The 15327-nt window shown below is 70.1% G+C and carries 17 protein-coding genes; 4 read left to right on the top strand and 13 right to left on the bottom strand.

Translation table 11 applies throughout. From position 1 onward, the window contains the following. Positions 1–2: 2 nt before the first annotated feature. Positions 3–428: a hypothetical protein gene (locus QM517_RS03975; protein ID WP_283285360.1), complete on the bottom strand. Its 426-nt coding sequence runs from the start codon at positions 426–428 to the stop codon at positions 3–5. Positions 429–572: 144 nt separating this feature from the next. Continuing rightward, on the bottom strand, positions 573–1514 hold the full coding sequence (locus QM517_RS03970; RefSeq protein WP_283285359.1) for a LysR family transcriptional regulator: 942 nt from the start codon (positions 1512–1514) through the stop codon (positions 573–575). Between the two features lie 117 nt (positions 1515–1631). Here QM517_RS03970 and QM517_RS03965 point away from each other — a divergent pair, with 117 nt between their 5' ends. Continuing rightward, positions 1632–2624 (top strand): putative oxygenase MesX, encoded by a 993-nt coding sequence (locus tag QM517_RS03965; protein ID WP_283285358.1) that lies wholly within the window; start codon positions 1632–1634, stop codon positions 2622–2624. A 19-nt stretch (positions 2625–2643) separates the two neighbouring features. After that, positions 2644–3681: a methionine synthase gene (locus QM517_RS03960; protein ID WP_283285357.1), complete on the top strand. Its 1038-nt coding sequence runs from the start codon at positions 2644–2646 to the stop codon at positions 3679–3681. 51 nt (positions 3682–3732) lie between these two features. On the opposite strand, the gene rsfS is transcribed toward QM517_RS03960, so the two are convergent. The 9 genes from rsfS to rplU form a co-directional block, all read right to left on the bottom strand. Continuing rightward, a complete protein-coding gene (gene rsfS, locus QM517_RS03955; RefSeq protein WP_077051549.1) occupies positions 3733–4110 on the bottom strand; it encodes a ribosome silencing factor in 378 nt (125 codons plus the stop codon). Beyond that, positions 4107–5426: a hypothetical protein gene (locus QM517_RS03950; RefSeq protein WP_283285356.1), complete on the bottom strand. Its 1320-nt coding sequence runs from the start codon at positions 5424–5426 to the stop codon at positions 4107–4109. The genes rsfS and QM517_RS03950 overlap by 4 nt, the downstream gene beginning before the upstream one ends. Beyond that, positions 5423–6019 (bottom strand): nicotinate-nucleotide adenylyltransferase, encoded by a 597-nt coding sequence (gene nadD / locus QM517_RS03945; RefSeq protein WP_076490350.1) that lies wholly within the window; start codon positions 6017–6019, stop codon positions 5423–5425. Before nadD ends, QM517_RS03950 begins: the two co-directional genes overlap by 4 nt. 10 nt (positions 6020–6029) lie before the next feature. Beyond that, positions 6030–6254 carry a hypothetical protein gene (locus QM517_RS03940; RefSeq protein ID WP_077051551.1) on the bottom strand — a complete coding sequence of 75 codons (225 nt, stop codon included), beginning with the start codon at positions 6252–6254 and terminating at the stop codon, positions 6030–6032. Between the two features lie 49 nt (positions 6255–6303). Further along, positions 6304–7563 carry a glutamate-5-semialdehyde dehydrogenase gene (locus tag QM517_RS03935; protein ID WP_283285355.1) on the bottom strand — a complete coding sequence of 420 codons (1260 nt, stop codon included), beginning with the start codon at positions 7561–7563 and terminating at the stop codon, positions 6304–6306. Positions 7564–7567: 4 nt separating this feature from the next. After that, the gene (gene proB / locus QM517_RS03930; RefSeq protein WP_283285354.1) at positions 7568–8404 is read right to left on the bottom strand and encodes a glutamate 5-kinase; all 837 of its coding nucleotides are present in this window, start codon (positions 8402–8404) and stop codon (positions 7568–7570) included. Continuing rightward, the gene (obgE, locus tag QM517_RS03925; RefSeq protein ID WP_283285353.1) at positions 8401–9945 is read right to left on the bottom strand and encodes a GTPase ObgE; all 1545 of its coding nucleotides are present in this window, start codon (positions 9943–9945) and stop codon (positions 8401–8403) included. The genes proB and obgE overlap by 4 nt, the downstream gene beginning before the upstream one ends. Before the next feature lie 121 nt (positions 9946–10066). Beyond that, positions 10067–10324: a 50S ribosomal protein L27 gene (gene rpmA, locus QM517_RS03920; RefSeq protein WP_077051555.1), complete on the bottom strand. Its 258-nt coding sequence runs from the start codon at positions 10322–10324 to the stop codon at positions 10067–10069. A gap of 18 nt (positions 10325–10342) precedes the next feature. Then, the gene (rplU, locus tag QM517_RS03915) at positions 10343–10651 is read right to left on the bottom strand and encodes a 50S ribosomal protein L21 (RefSeq protein ID WP_022878253.1); all 309 of its coding nucleotides are present in this window, start codon (positions 10649–10651) and stop codon (positions 10343–10345) included. Positions 10652–10863: 212 nt separating this feature from the next. On the opposite strand from rplU, the gene QM517_RS03910 reads away from it, so the two are divergent. Beyond that, the gene (locus tag QM517_RS03910; protein WP_278101746.1) at positions 10864–11136 is read left to right on the top strand and encodes a DUF4031 domain-containing protein; all 273 of its coding nucleotides are present in this window, start codon (positions 10864–10866) and stop codon (positions 11134–11136) included. A 97-nt stretch (positions 11137–11233) separates the two neighbouring features. Here the strand turns inward: QM517_RS03910 and QM517_RS03905 are convergent, their stop codons facing one another. Continuing rightward, the gene (locus QM517_RS03905) at positions 11234–13774 is read right to left on the bottom strand and encodes an Rne/Rng family ribonuclease (RefSeq protein WP_283285352.1); all 2541 of its coding nucleotides are present in this window, start codon (positions 13772–13774) and stop codon (positions 11234–11236) included. A gap of 389 nt (positions 13775–14163) precedes the next feature. Here QM517_RS03905 and QM517_RS03900 point away from each other — a divergent pair, with 389 nt between their 5' ends. Beyond that, positions 14164–14763 carry a vitamin K epoxide reductase family protein gene (locus tag QM517_RS03900; RefSeq protein WP_077051558.1) on the top strand — a complete coding sequence of 200 codons (600 nt, stop codon included), beginning with the start codon at positions 14164–14166 and terminating at the stop codon, positions 14761–14763. 144 nt (positions 14764–14907) lie between these two features. Here QM517_RS03900 and ndk read toward each other — a convergent pair whose 3' ends face one another. After that, complete coding sequence (gene ndk / locus QM517_RS03895) at positions 14908–15324, bottom strand: nucleoside-diphosphate kinase (protein WP_077051559.1); 417 nt, start codon at positions 15322–15324, stop codon at positions 14908–14910. Positions 15325–15327 lie beyond the last annotated feature (3 nt).

Here is a 15327-nt window from a genome sequence, read left to right as displayed (position 1 = left end):
GGTCACGACGTGACGCGTGTCCCGAAGGCCACGCCCGCGATACAAAGATCGTCGGCCTCGCCGCGGAAGAAGAGAACCGCAGGTACTTCTCGACCACTGGCCCCCTCGTCAGGCCGCGACTGTGAGACGTTGATGAACCATGTCGGGGAGAGGTCGGCATATTCCTCCCACTGCTCACCGTCGAACTTCTCCGGCTCGCCGGCCGACAAGCCGTCCCACGAGGTCGGATCCCCGAGGTCCACCGAAGCGTCCGCGCATACCCTTCCGTACTGCCCGGAGGTGGTGACCTCCGCGATGACGTCATTGCTGACGGCTCTCACGGCAGCCCCGTCGGAGCCGTAGACGGCCGCCTCCGGTGAGCAGGCCGTGCACGCGAGCACGAGACCCGATCCGGCGGCGAGTGTGGCAATCCGCGTACTCGTTCGCATATCCCTCTCCGTTCATGAACTCGCCGGATCACTCCGTGGGTGTCGTTGTGACAACCTAGCCCTCCGACGTGCCTGCTGCTCCGAATCCTGCGTGAACTCCCACTCCGGGCGCGGGTCGTCCACGACCGTATGCCCGTTTCCGACCTACCCCAGCACCACGACGTCGAACTCCCGCACGACGGCTCGCACCTCGTCGAGGTAGCGCTGCGCCTGTTCGGTGAGCGGGATCGCGGAGTGGGCGATCCACCCGATCTCGATGCGTTCGTCCACGTCGAGCGGCACCGCGACGATCTCGGGATCGAGGTCGTCGCTGATGATCCCGGTCGAAATCGTGTATCCCTCGAGGCCGATCATGAGGTTGAAGATGGTCGCGCGGTCGGACACGCGGATCTCCTGCTCGCTGGACAGGGTCGAGAGGATCTCCTCGGCGAAGTAGAACGAGTTGTTGTTGCCCTGGTCGAACGTGAGGCGCGGCAGGCCGGAGAGATCGTCGAGCGTCACGCGCTCGCGCGCGGCGAGGGGGTTCTTCCGCGAGACGAAGATGTGAGGATCGGCGAGGAACAGCGGATGGAACGTGAGCCCCGAGTCGCGCAGGAGCTTGTCGATGACGTCGCGGTTGAAGTCGTTGCGGTACAGGATGCCGAGTTCGCTGCGCAGCGTCCGGACGTCTTCGATGATGTCCCACGTCCGCGTCTCCCGGAGGGAGAACTCGTATCGTGCCGCCCCGCTGGCCTTGACCATGCGGACGAACGCGTCGACGACGAACGAGTAGTGCTGCGCCGACACTCCCAGAAGGCGCCGGGACGCCGGGTCGCCCAGGTACCGCTGCTCGAGGAGGGCGACCTGCTCCACGACCTGGCGCGCGTATCCGAGGAATTCCACACCGTCGGTCGTCAGCGCGATGCCGCGCGCCGACCGGATGAGCAACGAGCGACCCACCTTCGTCTCCAGATCCTTCATCGCGGCCGACATCGTGGGCTGCGATACGTAGAGCAGGTCGGCTGCGGCGGAGATGGAGCCCTCCGCGGCGACCTCGATGAAGGACTGGAGCTGCTGCAGCGTCACACCGCTGGAACGACGGGCCATAGGGAAAGACTATATGAGCGGATAGTCCAGACGGATTACCCGATGGATGCCGCAACCGAGCACCATGGTCCCACCGATGACCGCGGCGAGAGCCGACGAGCGAGAGGAGCCTCGGCGATGTCCACCGACTTCACCTACCGGATCTCGACCACCCGATTCGACGAGGACTACTCGCCGTCCGAAAGCTCGCGCGCCACGACGAACTTCGCCAACCTGGCCCGCGGTGACGACCGCCGCGAGAACCTGCGCAGCGCGCTGACGATGATCGACCGCCGGTTCAACGACCTGGCACGATGGGACAACCCGGAGGGCGACCGCTACACCCTCGAGCTCGACATCGTCTCGGTCGACGTGGAGTTCGCGGCATCCGGTGACGACCAGGTGTTCCCGCTCCTCGAGGTGCTCGACCTCGTGATCGTGGACCGAACGACCGGTGCCCGCCACCACGGGATCGTGGGCAACAACTTCTCGTCGTACCTGCGTGACTTCGACTTCAGCGTGCTGCTGCCCGCAGCCAGCGCCGCCGCCGGGTCGTTCACCGTCCCCGACGACTTCGGCGCGCTCCACGGAAAGCTGTTCCAGGACTTCCTGGAGTCCGCCGCGTACCGGGAGCGGTTCACGGTGTCGCCGGTCATCTGCATCAGCGTCTCCACCAGCAAGACCTACCGGCGCACCGACAACCATCACCCCGTCCTCGGTGTCGAGTACGCGCAGGACGACTACTCGCTCACCGACGACTACTTCGGGAAGATGGGGCTGCAGGTCCGCTACTTCATGCCGGCCGGCAGTGTCGCTCCTCTCGCGTTCTACTTCCGCGGCGACCTGCTCAACGACTACTCGAACCTGCAGCTCATCGGCACGATCAGCACGATGGAGACGTTCCAGAAGATCTACCGCCCCGAGATCTACAACGCCAACGCCGCCGCCGCACACGTGTTCCGTCCGACTCTGGACAGCGGCGACTTCTCGCGCACGCGGGTCGACTATGACCGCGAAGAGCGCTCGCGTCTCGCGGTCACCCAGGGGAAGTACACCGAGGAGCACTTCGTGAAGCCCCACGGCGAGCTTCTCGCCCGCTGGGCCGGCCTCTCCCCCGCCCTCGTCCACTGACCCGTCGGAGCCCTCACCCATGAACGCACTCCTCCCCACCGCGGTCGTCGGCAGCCTGCCCAAACCCTCGTGGCTCGCCGAACCCGAGAAGCTCTGGTCGCCGTGGGCGCTCGAGGGCGATGCCCTCGTCGAGGGGCAGCAGGACGCTCTGCGCGCCGCCGTCCACGAGCAGCGACAGCGCGGCATCGACATCGTCAGCGACGGCGAGCAGACCCGCCAGCACTTCGTGACGACCTTCATCGAGCATCTCAGCGGCGTCGACTTCGAGAACCGTGAGACGGTCCGCATCCGCAACCGGTACGACGCGAGCGTGCCCACGGTCGTCGGGCCCGTCGAGCGTCCCGAGCCGGTCTTCGTGGCGGATGCCGCCTTCCTCCGCGCGCAGACCGACCAGCGGATCAAGTGGGCGCTGCCCGGGCCGATGACGATGATCGACACCCTCTCGGACCGCTACTACAAGAGCCGCGAGAAGCTCGCGTGGGAGTTCGCCGGCATCCTGAACCAGGAAGCCAAGGAGCTCGAGGCGGCCGGGGTCGACGTCATCCAGTTCGACGAGCCCGCCTTCAACGTGTTCTTCGATGACGTGCGCGACTGGGGCATGGCGACGCTCGAACGCGCCGTCGAGGGTCTGCGCGCCGAGACGGCCGTGCACATCTGCTACGGCTACGGCATCAAGGCGAACACCGACTGGAAGGAAACGCTCGGCCCGGAGTGGCGGCAGTACGAGGAGTCCTTCCCCCTGCTGCAGAAGTCGAGCATCGACATCGTCTCGCTGGAGTCGCACAACTCCCGCATCCCGATCGAGGTCATCGAGTTGATCCGCGGCAAGAAGATCATGCTCGGTGCGATCGACGTGGCCTCGCACGAGATCGAGCGCCCCGAGGAAGTGGCCGACACTCTCCGTCGCGCCCTGGACTTCGTGGATGCCGACAAGCTCATCGCCAGCTCCAACTGCGGCATGGCCCCGCTGCCCCGCGACATCGCCCTGGCGAAGCTCAGCGCGCTGAGCGCGGGCGCGGCGATCCTGCGCGAGGAACTGGCCGGCGCGCTGGTCTGAAACGCCGAAGCGCCGCTCCTCGCGTGGAGCGGCGCTTCGTTTCGATGAGCGTCAGTCGGCGGAAGCCGGAGCTGGGATCTCCAGCGGCACGACCGGGCAGTCCTTCCACAGGCGCTCGAGGCCGTAGTAGACGCGCTCCTGCTCGTGGAAGACGTGCACCACCAGGTCACCGAAGTCGAGGAGCACCCAGCGCGATTCCTGGCGTCCCTCACGGCGCAGCCGCTTGTGACCGGCTTCCAGGAGCTTCTCCTCCACCTCGTCGGCGATGGCGGCGACGTTGCGCTCGTTGCGCCCCGTGACCAGGAGGAAGATGTCGACGAGCGGCAGCGGCTCGGACACGTCGAGCGCGACGAGGTCTTCGCCCGCTTTCGAGTCGGCGGCGATCGCGGCGATGCGCGCCATCTCGATGCCGTTGGGGCTGGCTGTCATCCGAAGACTCCTGTCGTGAAGGCGAGGACCAGCGCGACGGCGACCGCCACGGCGAGAGCGCCGGTGGTGATGATGAGACCGATGACGAGCTTGCTGCCCTTCTCCGGTGCCGGGGGGCGGATGATCTCACCGGGTTGCTTGACGGTGCTGATCGCGGCGCTGGCCGCGATCGGGGTGGGCGACGACGCGGGTGGAAGCTCGCCGTCGAGGAGGACGGCGTCGATATCGCGGCCGTCGGTGGTCCCGGGAGCGTGGCCGGCGGAGCCGAGCCCCTCGGGGAGTTCGAACGTGCCCGTGATCAGCACCTCACCGGTCGACGTGACCGGACCGACGAGCGGGACGCCCGCGGGCGTCTGCGACAGGATCAGCGCGTTCGGCGTCGACACCGACCCCGTGGTCGCGCCTCCGCGCGAGATGAGCTGATCGAAGGACGGCGGCAGCGTGATCTCGGGAGTCTGGCCGCTGAGCAGATCGGAACCGAGGGCGGGGTTCACGGTCGAGAGCGGTGCCTCCGCCTCGGCGGCGGGCGCTTCCTCCGGAGCTGCGGGACGGAAGATCGCCGGCGCCTCCGCCGGGCTCTCGTGCTCGAGCGGGGCCGCCGGTTCCTCCGTGACCTCGGCGGCCTCGGACTCGGGCGACGCGTCCTCGGTGGTGTCCGGGGCCTCGACCAGCGCGGCATCCGCGGATCCGGTCTCGGATGCCGTGACGTCGGTCTCCACCGGCTCAGCCGACGCGGCGGCGGCCGGCGTCTCCTCGCGCACCGCGGGCACGCCCGGCTCGTGGTCGGGCGCGATGATGGGCACCGAGGCGGTGCGGATGCGCTCCTGGGCACGCGCCTGACGACGGGTGAGGCCGGTCACGCCGAGATCGCCACCGTCGGCGGGCGGGAATGACGCCGGGACGATCGGCGGTACGGGGACGGGAGCCGGCTCCGCGTCGACAGCGGGAGTCTCGTCGACCGGCGCTGCCTCGGCCTTGCCCCGGCCGAAGAGTCCGCCGAACATGCCGCCCTTCTTGGCGGGCGCCTCCTGCGCGGCCGCGGGCTCCGCGGAGGGCGCCTCGGGCTCGGCGGCAACGGCCTCGGGCTCGGCGGCTTCGGGGGTGGCGCCGGGCGCCTCCGCCGCGGCGGGCTCCTCGGCTGCGGCGACTGCCGCGGCGGGCGCGTCCGTGGCATCCGCTGCCGCAGGCGCCTCGGCCGGGGCCGCGTCGTCGGCGTCGAACTGCGGGTTGATGATCGGCGTGGCGCCGGTGTTGCGGAGTTCGCGCAGCTGACGCCGCGTCAGCGGCGGGGTCTCGGGGTTCTCGGATGTGCTCATGCAGGGCTCCGGTAGAGGTGATGCTTCGCGATGTACTGCACGACACCGTCGGGCACGAGGTACCACACGGGGTGGCCTCGGCGCACTCGGGCGCGGCAGTCTGTGGACGAGATGGACAGCGCCGGGATCTCGAGCTGGCTGACGTCTTCGGTGGGGAGACCCTCCGTCGTCAGCACGTGCCCGGGTCGGGAGACGGCGACGAAGTGAGCCAGGTCCCACAGCTCCTGATGATTGCGCCACCCCAGGATCTGGGCCACGGCGTCGGCGCCGGTGATGAAGAACAGGTCGGCGCCGGGACGTTCACGCTTCAGATCGCGCAGCGTGTCGATCGTGTAGGTCGGCCCGGCGCGATCGATGTCGACGCGACTGACGGTGAACTGCGGGTTGGAGGCGGTCGCGATGACCGTCATCAGATAGCGGTGCTCGCTCTCGGTGACGTCGGCTTTCTGCCATGGTCGACCCGTGGGGACGAAGACGACCTCATCGAGATCGAACGACTGAGCGACCTCGCTGGCCGCGACCAGGTGACCATGATGGATGGGATCGAACGTCCCACCCATGACCCCGATGCGAGGGGCGCGTGTCACCGACATACAGTGGGCCTCAGTGGCCGTGCGCCTCGGGGGTGGGCGTGCCGTGCTTGGCGGTGTAGGCCTCCGCCTTGTGCGCGTGCCGGTTCGAGACGTTGCGGTACGACAGGGTCACGAGGCTCAGCGTGATGAACCCGGCGAGGGCGATGGCACCGATCCACCACGTCTCGGCCTGCGCGTTGCCGCCGTGGTGGGCGCCCTCTTCAGCGGCGAGGGCGATCAGCGAGGCAATAGTCATCAGTGCTCCGTTCGAGATTCCTGCGCGACGCGCAGGGCCATTTTAGCGGTCAGGCCCGGACCTGGCCGTCGCCGCGCCCGAGCCACTTGGTGCTCGTGAGCTCGGCGAGACCCATGGGGCCGCGCGCGTGCAGTTTCTGGGTGGAGATCCCGACCTCCGCGCCGAAGCCGAACTCGCCGCCGTCCGTGAATCGCGTGGACGCGTTCACGAGGACCACGGCGGAGTCGACCTCGGCGAGGAACCGGGCCGCGGCCGCGTCGTCGTCGGTGATGATCGACTCGGTGTGGTGCGTGGAGTACCGACGGATGTGCTCGAGCGCGGTGTCCAGATCGTCCACGACCCGGACGGCCAGGTCGAGGCTCAGGTACTCGGTCGCCCAGTCGTCCTCGGTGGCCGCGACGACGCGGGGGTCGTATCCGGCCGCCGTCTCGTCGCCGTGCACGCGCACCCCGGCGGCGGCGAGCGACCCCAGGAGTTCGGGCAGCAGTCGATCGGCGGCGTCCCGGTGGACGAGGACGGTCTCGACGGCGTTGCAGACGCTCGGACGCTGCGTCTTCGCGTTCAACACGATGTCGCGCGCCCAGTCGGCTCGGGCCGTGGCATCCAGGTAGACGTGGACGACACCGGCACCCGTCTCGATCACCGGCACGGTCGACTGCGTCACGACGGTCTCGATCAGCCCGGCGCTCCCGCGCGGGACCAGGACGTCGACCAGGCCCCGGGCGTTCATGAGGGCCCGGGCGCCGTCGCGGCCGAAGTCGTCGACGGTCTGGATCGCCTCGGGCGAGACGCCCTGGCTCTTCAGCGCACCGCGCATCACCTCGACCAGGGCGGCGTTGGAGTGCTGCGCGGCGGAACCCCCGCGCAGGACCACCGCGTTGCCCGAGCGCAGCGCGAGCGCCGCGATGTCGACGGTGACGTTGGGGCGCGCTTCGTAGATGGACCCGACGACGCCGAACGGCACCGCGACCTTCTCGAGCGCGAGACCGTTGGGGAGCGTGCGGCGGTCGAGCACGCGGCCGACCGGATCGGGCAGGTCGGCGACGTCGCGGACGGCGGCGGCGAGGGACGCCACCCGCCCGGCATCCAGCCGCAGGCGATCCAGCAACGCGTCGCCGATGTCGGCGGCGCGACCGCTCTCGAGATCATCGGCGTTGGCCGCGACGATCGCGTCGCTCGCGGCGTCGATCGCGTCGGCGATCGCCCGCAGCATCGCGGTCTTGGCCGCGGAGTCGAGGAGCCCGACCTGGCGGGCGGCGTCCTTCGCGAGACGCAGGCGTTCGTCGACCGAAACGGCGGTGAGGGTCATCGCGTCAGTCTATCGCCGCGGGCACCGCGCCCACGGGGCCGGTGGCGAGGGTGACGGGGTCGGGATGCGGGGCGAACCACGTGCCGACCGAGGCGCCCGAGAGGGCCTCGGCGACGAGGTCGGCGCTCGTGACCAGCACACCCACGCCGGCAGCGGAGGCGAGCTTCGCGGCGGAGGCCTTGGTCGCCGCTCCCCCGGTGCCGACGCCGTTCACGGTGACGGAGCCGAAGGTGTACTCCGAGAGGTCGTCGCCCCACTCCACATCGGTGATCGGGCGCGCTCCCGGTTCGCTCGGCGGCGCCGTGTACAGGCACTCGATGTCGCTCAGCAGCACGAGGGCGTCGGCACCGATGAGCTGCGCGACGAGGGCTGCGAGCCGGTCGTTGTCGCCGAAGCGGATCTCGTGGGTCGCGACGGTGTCGTTCTCGTTGACGATGGGCAGGATGCCGAGCCCCAGCAGCCGCTCCATCGCCCGGCGCGCGTTCGACCGGTGCGTCGCGTTCTCGAGGTCCCCGGCGGTGAGCAGCACCTGCCCTGCGAGCAGTCCGAACCGGTCGAGCGAGGTCTGGTAGCGCCACATCAGCACGTTCTGGCCGACGGCCGCCGCCGCCTGCTGCGTCGCGAGGTCGTTCGGACGCCCCTGGAGGTCGAGCAGCGGCAACGCCGTGGCGATCGCCCCGCTCGACACCAGGACGACCTCGATGCCGCCCTCGCGGGCGCGCGCGAGGGCATCGACGATCAGGTCGATGCGGAACGCGCCGTCGCCGCTGATCGACGACGACCCGACCTTCACCACGACACGGGACGCCGAAGGGAGATCGGCGCGCGAGCGAGCGGTCATCGCTCCTCGTCCTCGAAGGTCAGAGCGGACGAGTCGCCGTCGGGCGAGATCCCCGCGGCACGCGCTGCGCGGCGCTCGGCCTCGAGCTCGGCGCGGGCGTCGGCCTTGGCATCCATCCGCTCGTGATACTGCTCGCGGCGCTCCGACGAGGTGCGGCGGTTGCTCTGCAGAAGACGCGGGTCGGTACCGCGCGGCGCCGTCATCAGCTCCGCCGTGGAGCTGAGCGTCGGCTCCCAGTCGAAGACGATGCCGTTCCCGGGGCCGATGACGACGGTCGCATCCGCGACGGCTCCGGCGCGGAAGAGCCCGTCCTCGACTCCCAGACGCGCCAGGCGGTCGGCGAGGTAGCCGACGGCCTCTTCGTTCTGGAAGTCGGTCTGCTGCACCCACTTGACCGGCTTGTCGCCGAGGATCCGGTACACCGGTCCGTAGGTTCCGCCCTCGACCTTGATCTCGAAGTCCTTCTCGGACCCCTTGGGGCGGATGACGACGCGCTCGGCGGGAGCCTCGGCGATCGTGGCGAGGCGGTGCTCCTCGACGATCTCGCCGAGGGCGAACGTGAGCTCGCGCAGCCCGGCGCGGCTCACCGTGGAGATCTCGAACACGCGGAAACCGCGCGCCTCGAGGTCGGGGCGGACGAAGTCGGCCAATTCGTGCGCCTCGGGCACGTCGATCTTGTTCAGCACGACGATCTGCGGGCGCTCGAGCAGCGGAAGCTGACCCTCGGGGACCGGATAGGCGGCGAGTTCGCCGAGGATGACGTCGAGATCGCTCAGCGGGTCGCGGCCCGGGTCGAGGGTGGCGCAGTCCAGCACGTGGACGAGCGCGGTGCAGCGCTCGACGTGACGGAGGAACTCCAACCCCAGGCCCTTGCCCTCGCTCGCGCCCTCGATGAGGCCCGGGACGTCGGCGATGGTGTAGCGCGCATCGCCCGCCTGCACGACGCCGAGGTTCGGGTGGAGGGTGGTGAAGGGGTAGTCCGCGATCTTCGGGCGCGCGGCGGACACCGCGGCGATGAGGCTCGACTTCCCGGCGGAGGGGAAGCCCACCAGGGCCACATCGGCGACGGTCTTGAGCTCGAGGACGACGTCGCCCTCCCAGCCGGGGGTCCCCAGCAGCGCGAAGCCCGGGGCCTTGCGCTTGGGCGAGGCCAGCGCCGCGTTGCCCAGACCTCCGAGACCGCCGGGCGCCGCGACGAAACGCATTCCCGGTGTCAGCATGTCCACGAGCACGTTGCCGTCGGCGTCCTTCACGACGGTGCCGAGGGGAACCGGGAGTTCCTGGTCCTCGCCCAGGGCGCCGGAGCGGTGGTCGCCCATGCCGAACCCGCCGTTCCCGGCGGACCGGTGCGGCGAGTGGTGATACGACAGCAGCGTCGTGACCTGCGGGTCGGCGACGAGCACGACGTCGCCGCCGCTGCCGCCGTTGCCGCCGTCGGGACCGGCCAGCGGCTTGAACTTCTCGCGGCGCACCGACACGCAGCCGTTGCCGCCCTTGCCCGCACGCAGGTGCAGGGTGACGCGGTCGACGAAGGTGACCATGAGAGATCCTTCCGGAAGGGGGCCGGTGCGGCCGGGACGGGTCCGGCGCTGCCGGTGCGGAGAAAAACGACGAGGGGGCGGGCCAGTGCCCACCCCCTCGGGAACGCCGTGCGCTGCGGGATTACTCCGCGGCGGCGACGATGTTGACGACCTTGCGGCCGCCCTTCTGGCCGAACTCGACGGAGCCGGCGGCGAGGGCGAACAGCGTGTCGTCGCCACCGCGACCGACGTTGGCGCCGGGGTGGAAGTGCGTGCCGCGCTGACGGACGATGATCTCGCCGGCGAGGACGGCCTGGCCGCCGAAGCGCTTCACGCCGAGGCGCTGTGCGTTGGAGTCACGACCGTTGCGGGTGGAGCTTGCGCCCTTTTTGTGTGCCATCTCTGCGTCTCCTGGCTCTTACTTGATGCCGGTGATCTTGACGCGCGTGAGGTCCTGGCGGTGGCCCTGGCGCTTCTTGTAGCCGGTCTTGTTCTTGAACTTCTGGATCACGATCTTCGGACCGCGCTCCTCACCGAGGACCTCGGCCGTGACCGAGACCTTCGCGAGCTTGTCGGCGTCGGTCGTGACCGTCTCGCCGTCGACGAACAGGACGGCGGGCAGCTGGATGCTCTCGCCGACCTTCGCCGCCTGGCGGTCGAGCACGACGATCGTGCCGACCTCGACCTTTTCCTGCCGGCCGCCGGCGCGCACAACTGCGTAAACCACTTCACACCTGTTTCGTTCGGGAGCGCACGGCTCCGGTTGTCTGATGACGTCGGGAGGGCTTGACGCCCTGAGTCTCGGTGCGATCCGGCCGGCCTGAGCCTGCGGGGTCTCGCGTCAATCGCGCGGACACGACGCACCAAAGGACGAGTTTAGCTCACCGGGCGGCATCCGGCAAAAGCATCGGCACCGCGTGTCGGCCGTAGGATCGCGGGGTGGCGATTCTCATCGACGACCCGCAGTGGCCGGCGCACGGCAGGCTCTGGGCGCATCTGGTGAGCGACGCGAACCTCGACGAGCTCCACGCCTTCGCCGCGGCGGCCGGTATCCCCCGCCGGGCCTTCGACCTCGACCACTACGACGTCCCCGACGAGCGCCACGCCGACCTCGTCGCGGCCGGTGCCGAACACGTCGGAGGTCGCGAGCTGGTGCGCCGCCTCCGCGCGTCCGGCCTGCGCATCACCGCTCGCGAGCGTCGCGCCCGCTGAGGCGCATGCGTGAGGGGTCAAGATCTGTCGCCTCTGACCTCGGTCAGGCGACAGATCTCGACCCCTCGCGCGCGCGGAGACGCGGGCAGGAAGCGGCCTACGCCTGGTCGGTGGGCTGGGCGTTGACCGGAGTCCCCGTCAGGGCGGCGGTCGTCACGCGGCGGCGCGAACGGCCCTGACCGGGAGCCTTGGGCTCGGGCAGCGCCTCGAGCACCGACTCGAGCAGCGCGTCCTTCTCGGTGCGCGGGGCCCGCGGTTCGCGCTTCTTGCGCGGGCGCTTCTCGCGCACGGGCGCCTCGACCTTGGCATCCAGGACCGCCTCCACCGAGGCGACGACCGCCGCCTCGACGACGGCCGGGTCATCGACCGTCGGGTGGATCGTGGATGCCGCGATCTGCGCCAGAGCGGACTTCACGCCCTCGGTGATCACGTGCGTGCCGCCCGTCGGGGCCGTCTGCGCACCGTTGCCGTTGCCGCCGTTCGCACCGTTGCCGCTCGCGGAGCCGTTGCCGCCGCGGCCGCCGCTCCGGCGGTTGCCGTTGCCGTTCCCGTTGCCGTTCGTCGACGGCGCGGAACGGTGCTTGACCACGGGGTCGTGGTGCACGACGACACCGCGCCCGGCGCAGACCTCGCACGCCTCGCTGAACGTCTCGAGCAGGCCCAGGCCCAGCTTCTTGCGGGTCATCTGCACCAGGCCGAGGGAGGTGACCTCGGCGACCTGGTGCTTCGTCCGGTCGCGGCTCAGGCACTCGATCAGTCGACGCAGCACGAGGTCGCGGTTGGACTCGAGCACCATGTCGATGAAGTCGACGACGATGATGCCGCCGATGTCGCGCAGGCGCAGCTGGCGGACGATCTCCTCCGCCGCTTCGAGGTTGTTCTTGGTGACCGTCTCCTCGAGGTTTCCGCCCGACCCGACGAACTTGCCGGTGTTGACGTCGACGACGGTCATCGCCTCGGTGCGGTCGATCACGAGCGATCCGCCCGAGGGCAGCCAGACCTTGCGGTCGAGGGCCTTCTCGATCTGCTCGGTGATGCGGAACGCGTCGAACGGATCCTGGTCGCCCTCGTACTTCTCGACGCGCTCGAGCAGGTCGGGGGCGACGCCCGCGAGGTAGTTCGAGATGGTCGTGAGCGCTTCGTCGCCCTGGATGAGCATGCGCGTGAAGTCCTCGTTGAAGACGTCGCGCACGATCTTGACGAGGAGGTCGGGCTCGGAGTGCAGGAGCGCCGGCGCCTGGATCGACGAGACCTGGGTGCTGATGTGCTCCCACTGCGCGGTGAGGCGCTGGACGTCGCGCGTGAGCTGATCCTCGGTCGCGCCCTCCGCGGCGGTGCGGACGATGACGCCCGACGACTCGGGCAGCACCTCCTTGAGGATCTTCTTCAGGCGCGCGCGCTCGGTGTCGGGGAGCTTGCGGGAGATGCCGTTCATCGACCCGTTCGGCACGTACACGAGGTAGCGGCCGGGGAGCGAGATCTGGCTCGTCAGGCGTGCACCCTTGTGGCCCACCGGGTCCTTCGTGACCTGCACGAGCACGCGGTCGCCGGACTTCAGCGCCAGCTCGATGCGGCGGGGCTGGTTGCCGGTCTCGACGCCGTCCCAGTCGACCTCGCCGGAGTACAGCACGGCGTTGCGGCCGCGGCCGATGTCGACGAACGCGGCTTCCATGCTCGGCAGCACGTTCTGCACGCGACCGAGGTAGACGTTGCCGATGAGCGAGGCGTCCTGGTTGCGGGCGACGTAGTGCTCGACGAGCACGTTGTCTTCGAGCACACCGATCTGGATGCGGCCGGACTTCGACCGCACGACCATGACGCGGTCCACGGCCTCGCGGCGGGCGAGGAACTCGGCTTCGGTCACGACGGGGCGGCGGCGCCCGGCCTCGCGGCCGTCACGGCGGCGCTGCTTCTTGGCCTCGAGACGCGTCGAGCCCTTGATGCGCTGCGGCTCCGTGATGAGCTCGACCGCGCGCTGACGGACGGGAGCGGCGGGGGCTTCGGCCTGCTCGTCCGCGCCGGAACCCGTGGCCGCTCCCCCGCGGCGACGGTTGCGGCGCCGGGCGTTCGCGGACGTCCGCTCCACGGGCGCATCGTCGTCGTCCTGGTCGTCGGCCTCGTCGCGCGCGGGGAGCGGCGGGAGCTCGGGCGCGTAGAAATGCAGCTGCGTCGACACGGCCGACACGAACACCTCGGGAAGCAGACCGAGCGAGACCGCGGTGGGGAGAGCGGGCTTCTCCGGTTCGGCGGGGGCTTCGGGCGCTGCCGCAGGCTCGGGTTGCGGCTCGGGCTCAGGCTCGGCCGCTGCCGCAGGCTCGGGCTCGGCCTCGGCGGGCGCCTCCGCGGCTGCCTCGGTCCCACCCTCCGCGGCTGCCTCGGCCTCAACCGGGGCCGCGTCGACCTCGGGCTCCACGGCGTCAGTCGCCGTCACGGCGGCGGCGTCCGCGGCATCCACCGCGTCGATCTCGAGGACGGCGGGCTCACCGGCGTCGGTCGCGGCGGCGGCCTCGGCGTCGTCCGCCGCGACCTCGTCGTCGGGATCGGCGTCGACCGTCGGCGCGTCGGCCGTGGGGTTCTCTTCCTCCACCGACTCGGGGGCGTCGGTCGTGGGGGTCTGATCTTCTGTTGCGTCAGCCATATCGGGCGTACTCCCTGGCGGGCGACACCGCGCGTCGCCCGGCGAAATCTCGTGCGGCGCCGCACCCGGCGGGGCCGCGAACTCACTCGGTCTGCAGCAGGCCTGCGGCTCGTGCTGCGAAGGGCGGTCATCGCCCGAAGTCTTCTGGTGATTCGCCTGCGGCGCGGCCGCGGCTCATCGAAGCTCCATTATCGCACGGTCGGCCGGATTCGCTCACAGGCGCGTGGGGTCATCCTCCGTGAGAAACGCGATCCGCGGCGGGAAACGGCGGGAGACGCCGTTTCTGCACGCCGATCGCGTTTCTCGCCAGGTGGGCGCGGGGCGCCGGCATCTCGACGACGAGGCATCCCACAGCAGCCGCACCGCCGGACGGTGGAAGAATCGCGAGCATGAGTGAAAGCGTCGCGCCGCGCCGGCCCACAGTCCTCGCGGTGTGGTTGATCATCGCGGGAGTCGTCGGATGGTGGGCGGCGTTCTCGCTCACGATGGAGCGGTTCCGTCAGCTCATGGACGGCGGGCAAGCGGCATCCTGCGACTTCAGCGTGCTCGTCCAGTGCACCGCGAACCTGAAGTCGTGGCAGGGCAGCGTCTTCGGTTTCCCCAACCCGATCATCGGGCTCGCGGCGTGGATCGCACCGATCGTCGTCGGCGTCGCGATCCTCGCGGGCGCCCGGTTCGCCCGTTGGTTCTGGATCGTCTTCTGGCTCGGCATCGTCGGGGCGCTGGCGTTCGTGATCTGGCTGATCTCGCAGAGCATCTTCGTGCTCGGCACCCTGTGCCCGTGGTGCATGGTCACGTGGTCGGTGGTGATCCCCACGTTCTTCGCCGTCACCCTGCACGTTCTGCGGGAGGGGATCCTCCCGGTCGGCCGGAAGACGCGGGATGCCGCGGCCTCGCTGATGGCCTGGGTGCCGCTCATGGCGCTCGGCGGCTACGTGATCGTCGCCGTCCTCGCGCAGCTTCGCCTGGACGTCCTCGGCCAGCTCTGACGTCGGCGATCCGCGGACGGAAGTCCGTGTCGCGCGGATGCCACTGAGCCGGTGCGGATCGCGGAGCCGGTGCCGAACAGTCGCCGCCGACGAACAGAACGGCCGCCGCCCCACGGGGGACGGCGGCCGTCGTGGCATCCGGGATCAGTCGAACCAGATCGCGAGCTCGCGCGCGGCGGACTCGGGGCTGTCGCTGCCGTGGACGAGGTTCTGCTGGACCTTCAGGCCCCAGTCGCGACCGAAGTCGCCGCGGATCGTGCCCGGGGCCGCGGTCGTGGGGTCGGTGGTGCCCGCGAGGGAGCGGAAGCCCTCGATGACACGGTTCCCGGCGAGGCGGATCGCCACGGACGGGCCGGAGAGCATGAACTCGAGCAGCGGCTCGTAGAACGGCTTGCCCTCGTGCTCGGCGTAGTGCTGCGCGAGGGTCTCGCGGTCGGGTTCGACGAGGCGGATGTCGACGAGGGCGTAGCCCTTCGCCTCGATGCGGGCGAGGATCGCGCCGGTCAGGCCGCGCGCGACCCCATCGGGCTTGACCAGGACGAGGGTCTCTTCGGTGGCCATGGG

The sequence above is a fragment of the Microbacterium sp. IEGM 1404 genome, from assembly GCF_030056775.1.
In the GTDB taxonomy this organism is placed as follows: domain Bacteria; phylum Actinomycetota; class Actinomycetes; order Actinomycetales; family Microbacteriaceae; genus Microbacterium.
This window is presented reverse-complemented; position numbering and strand designations above follow the sequence as displayed.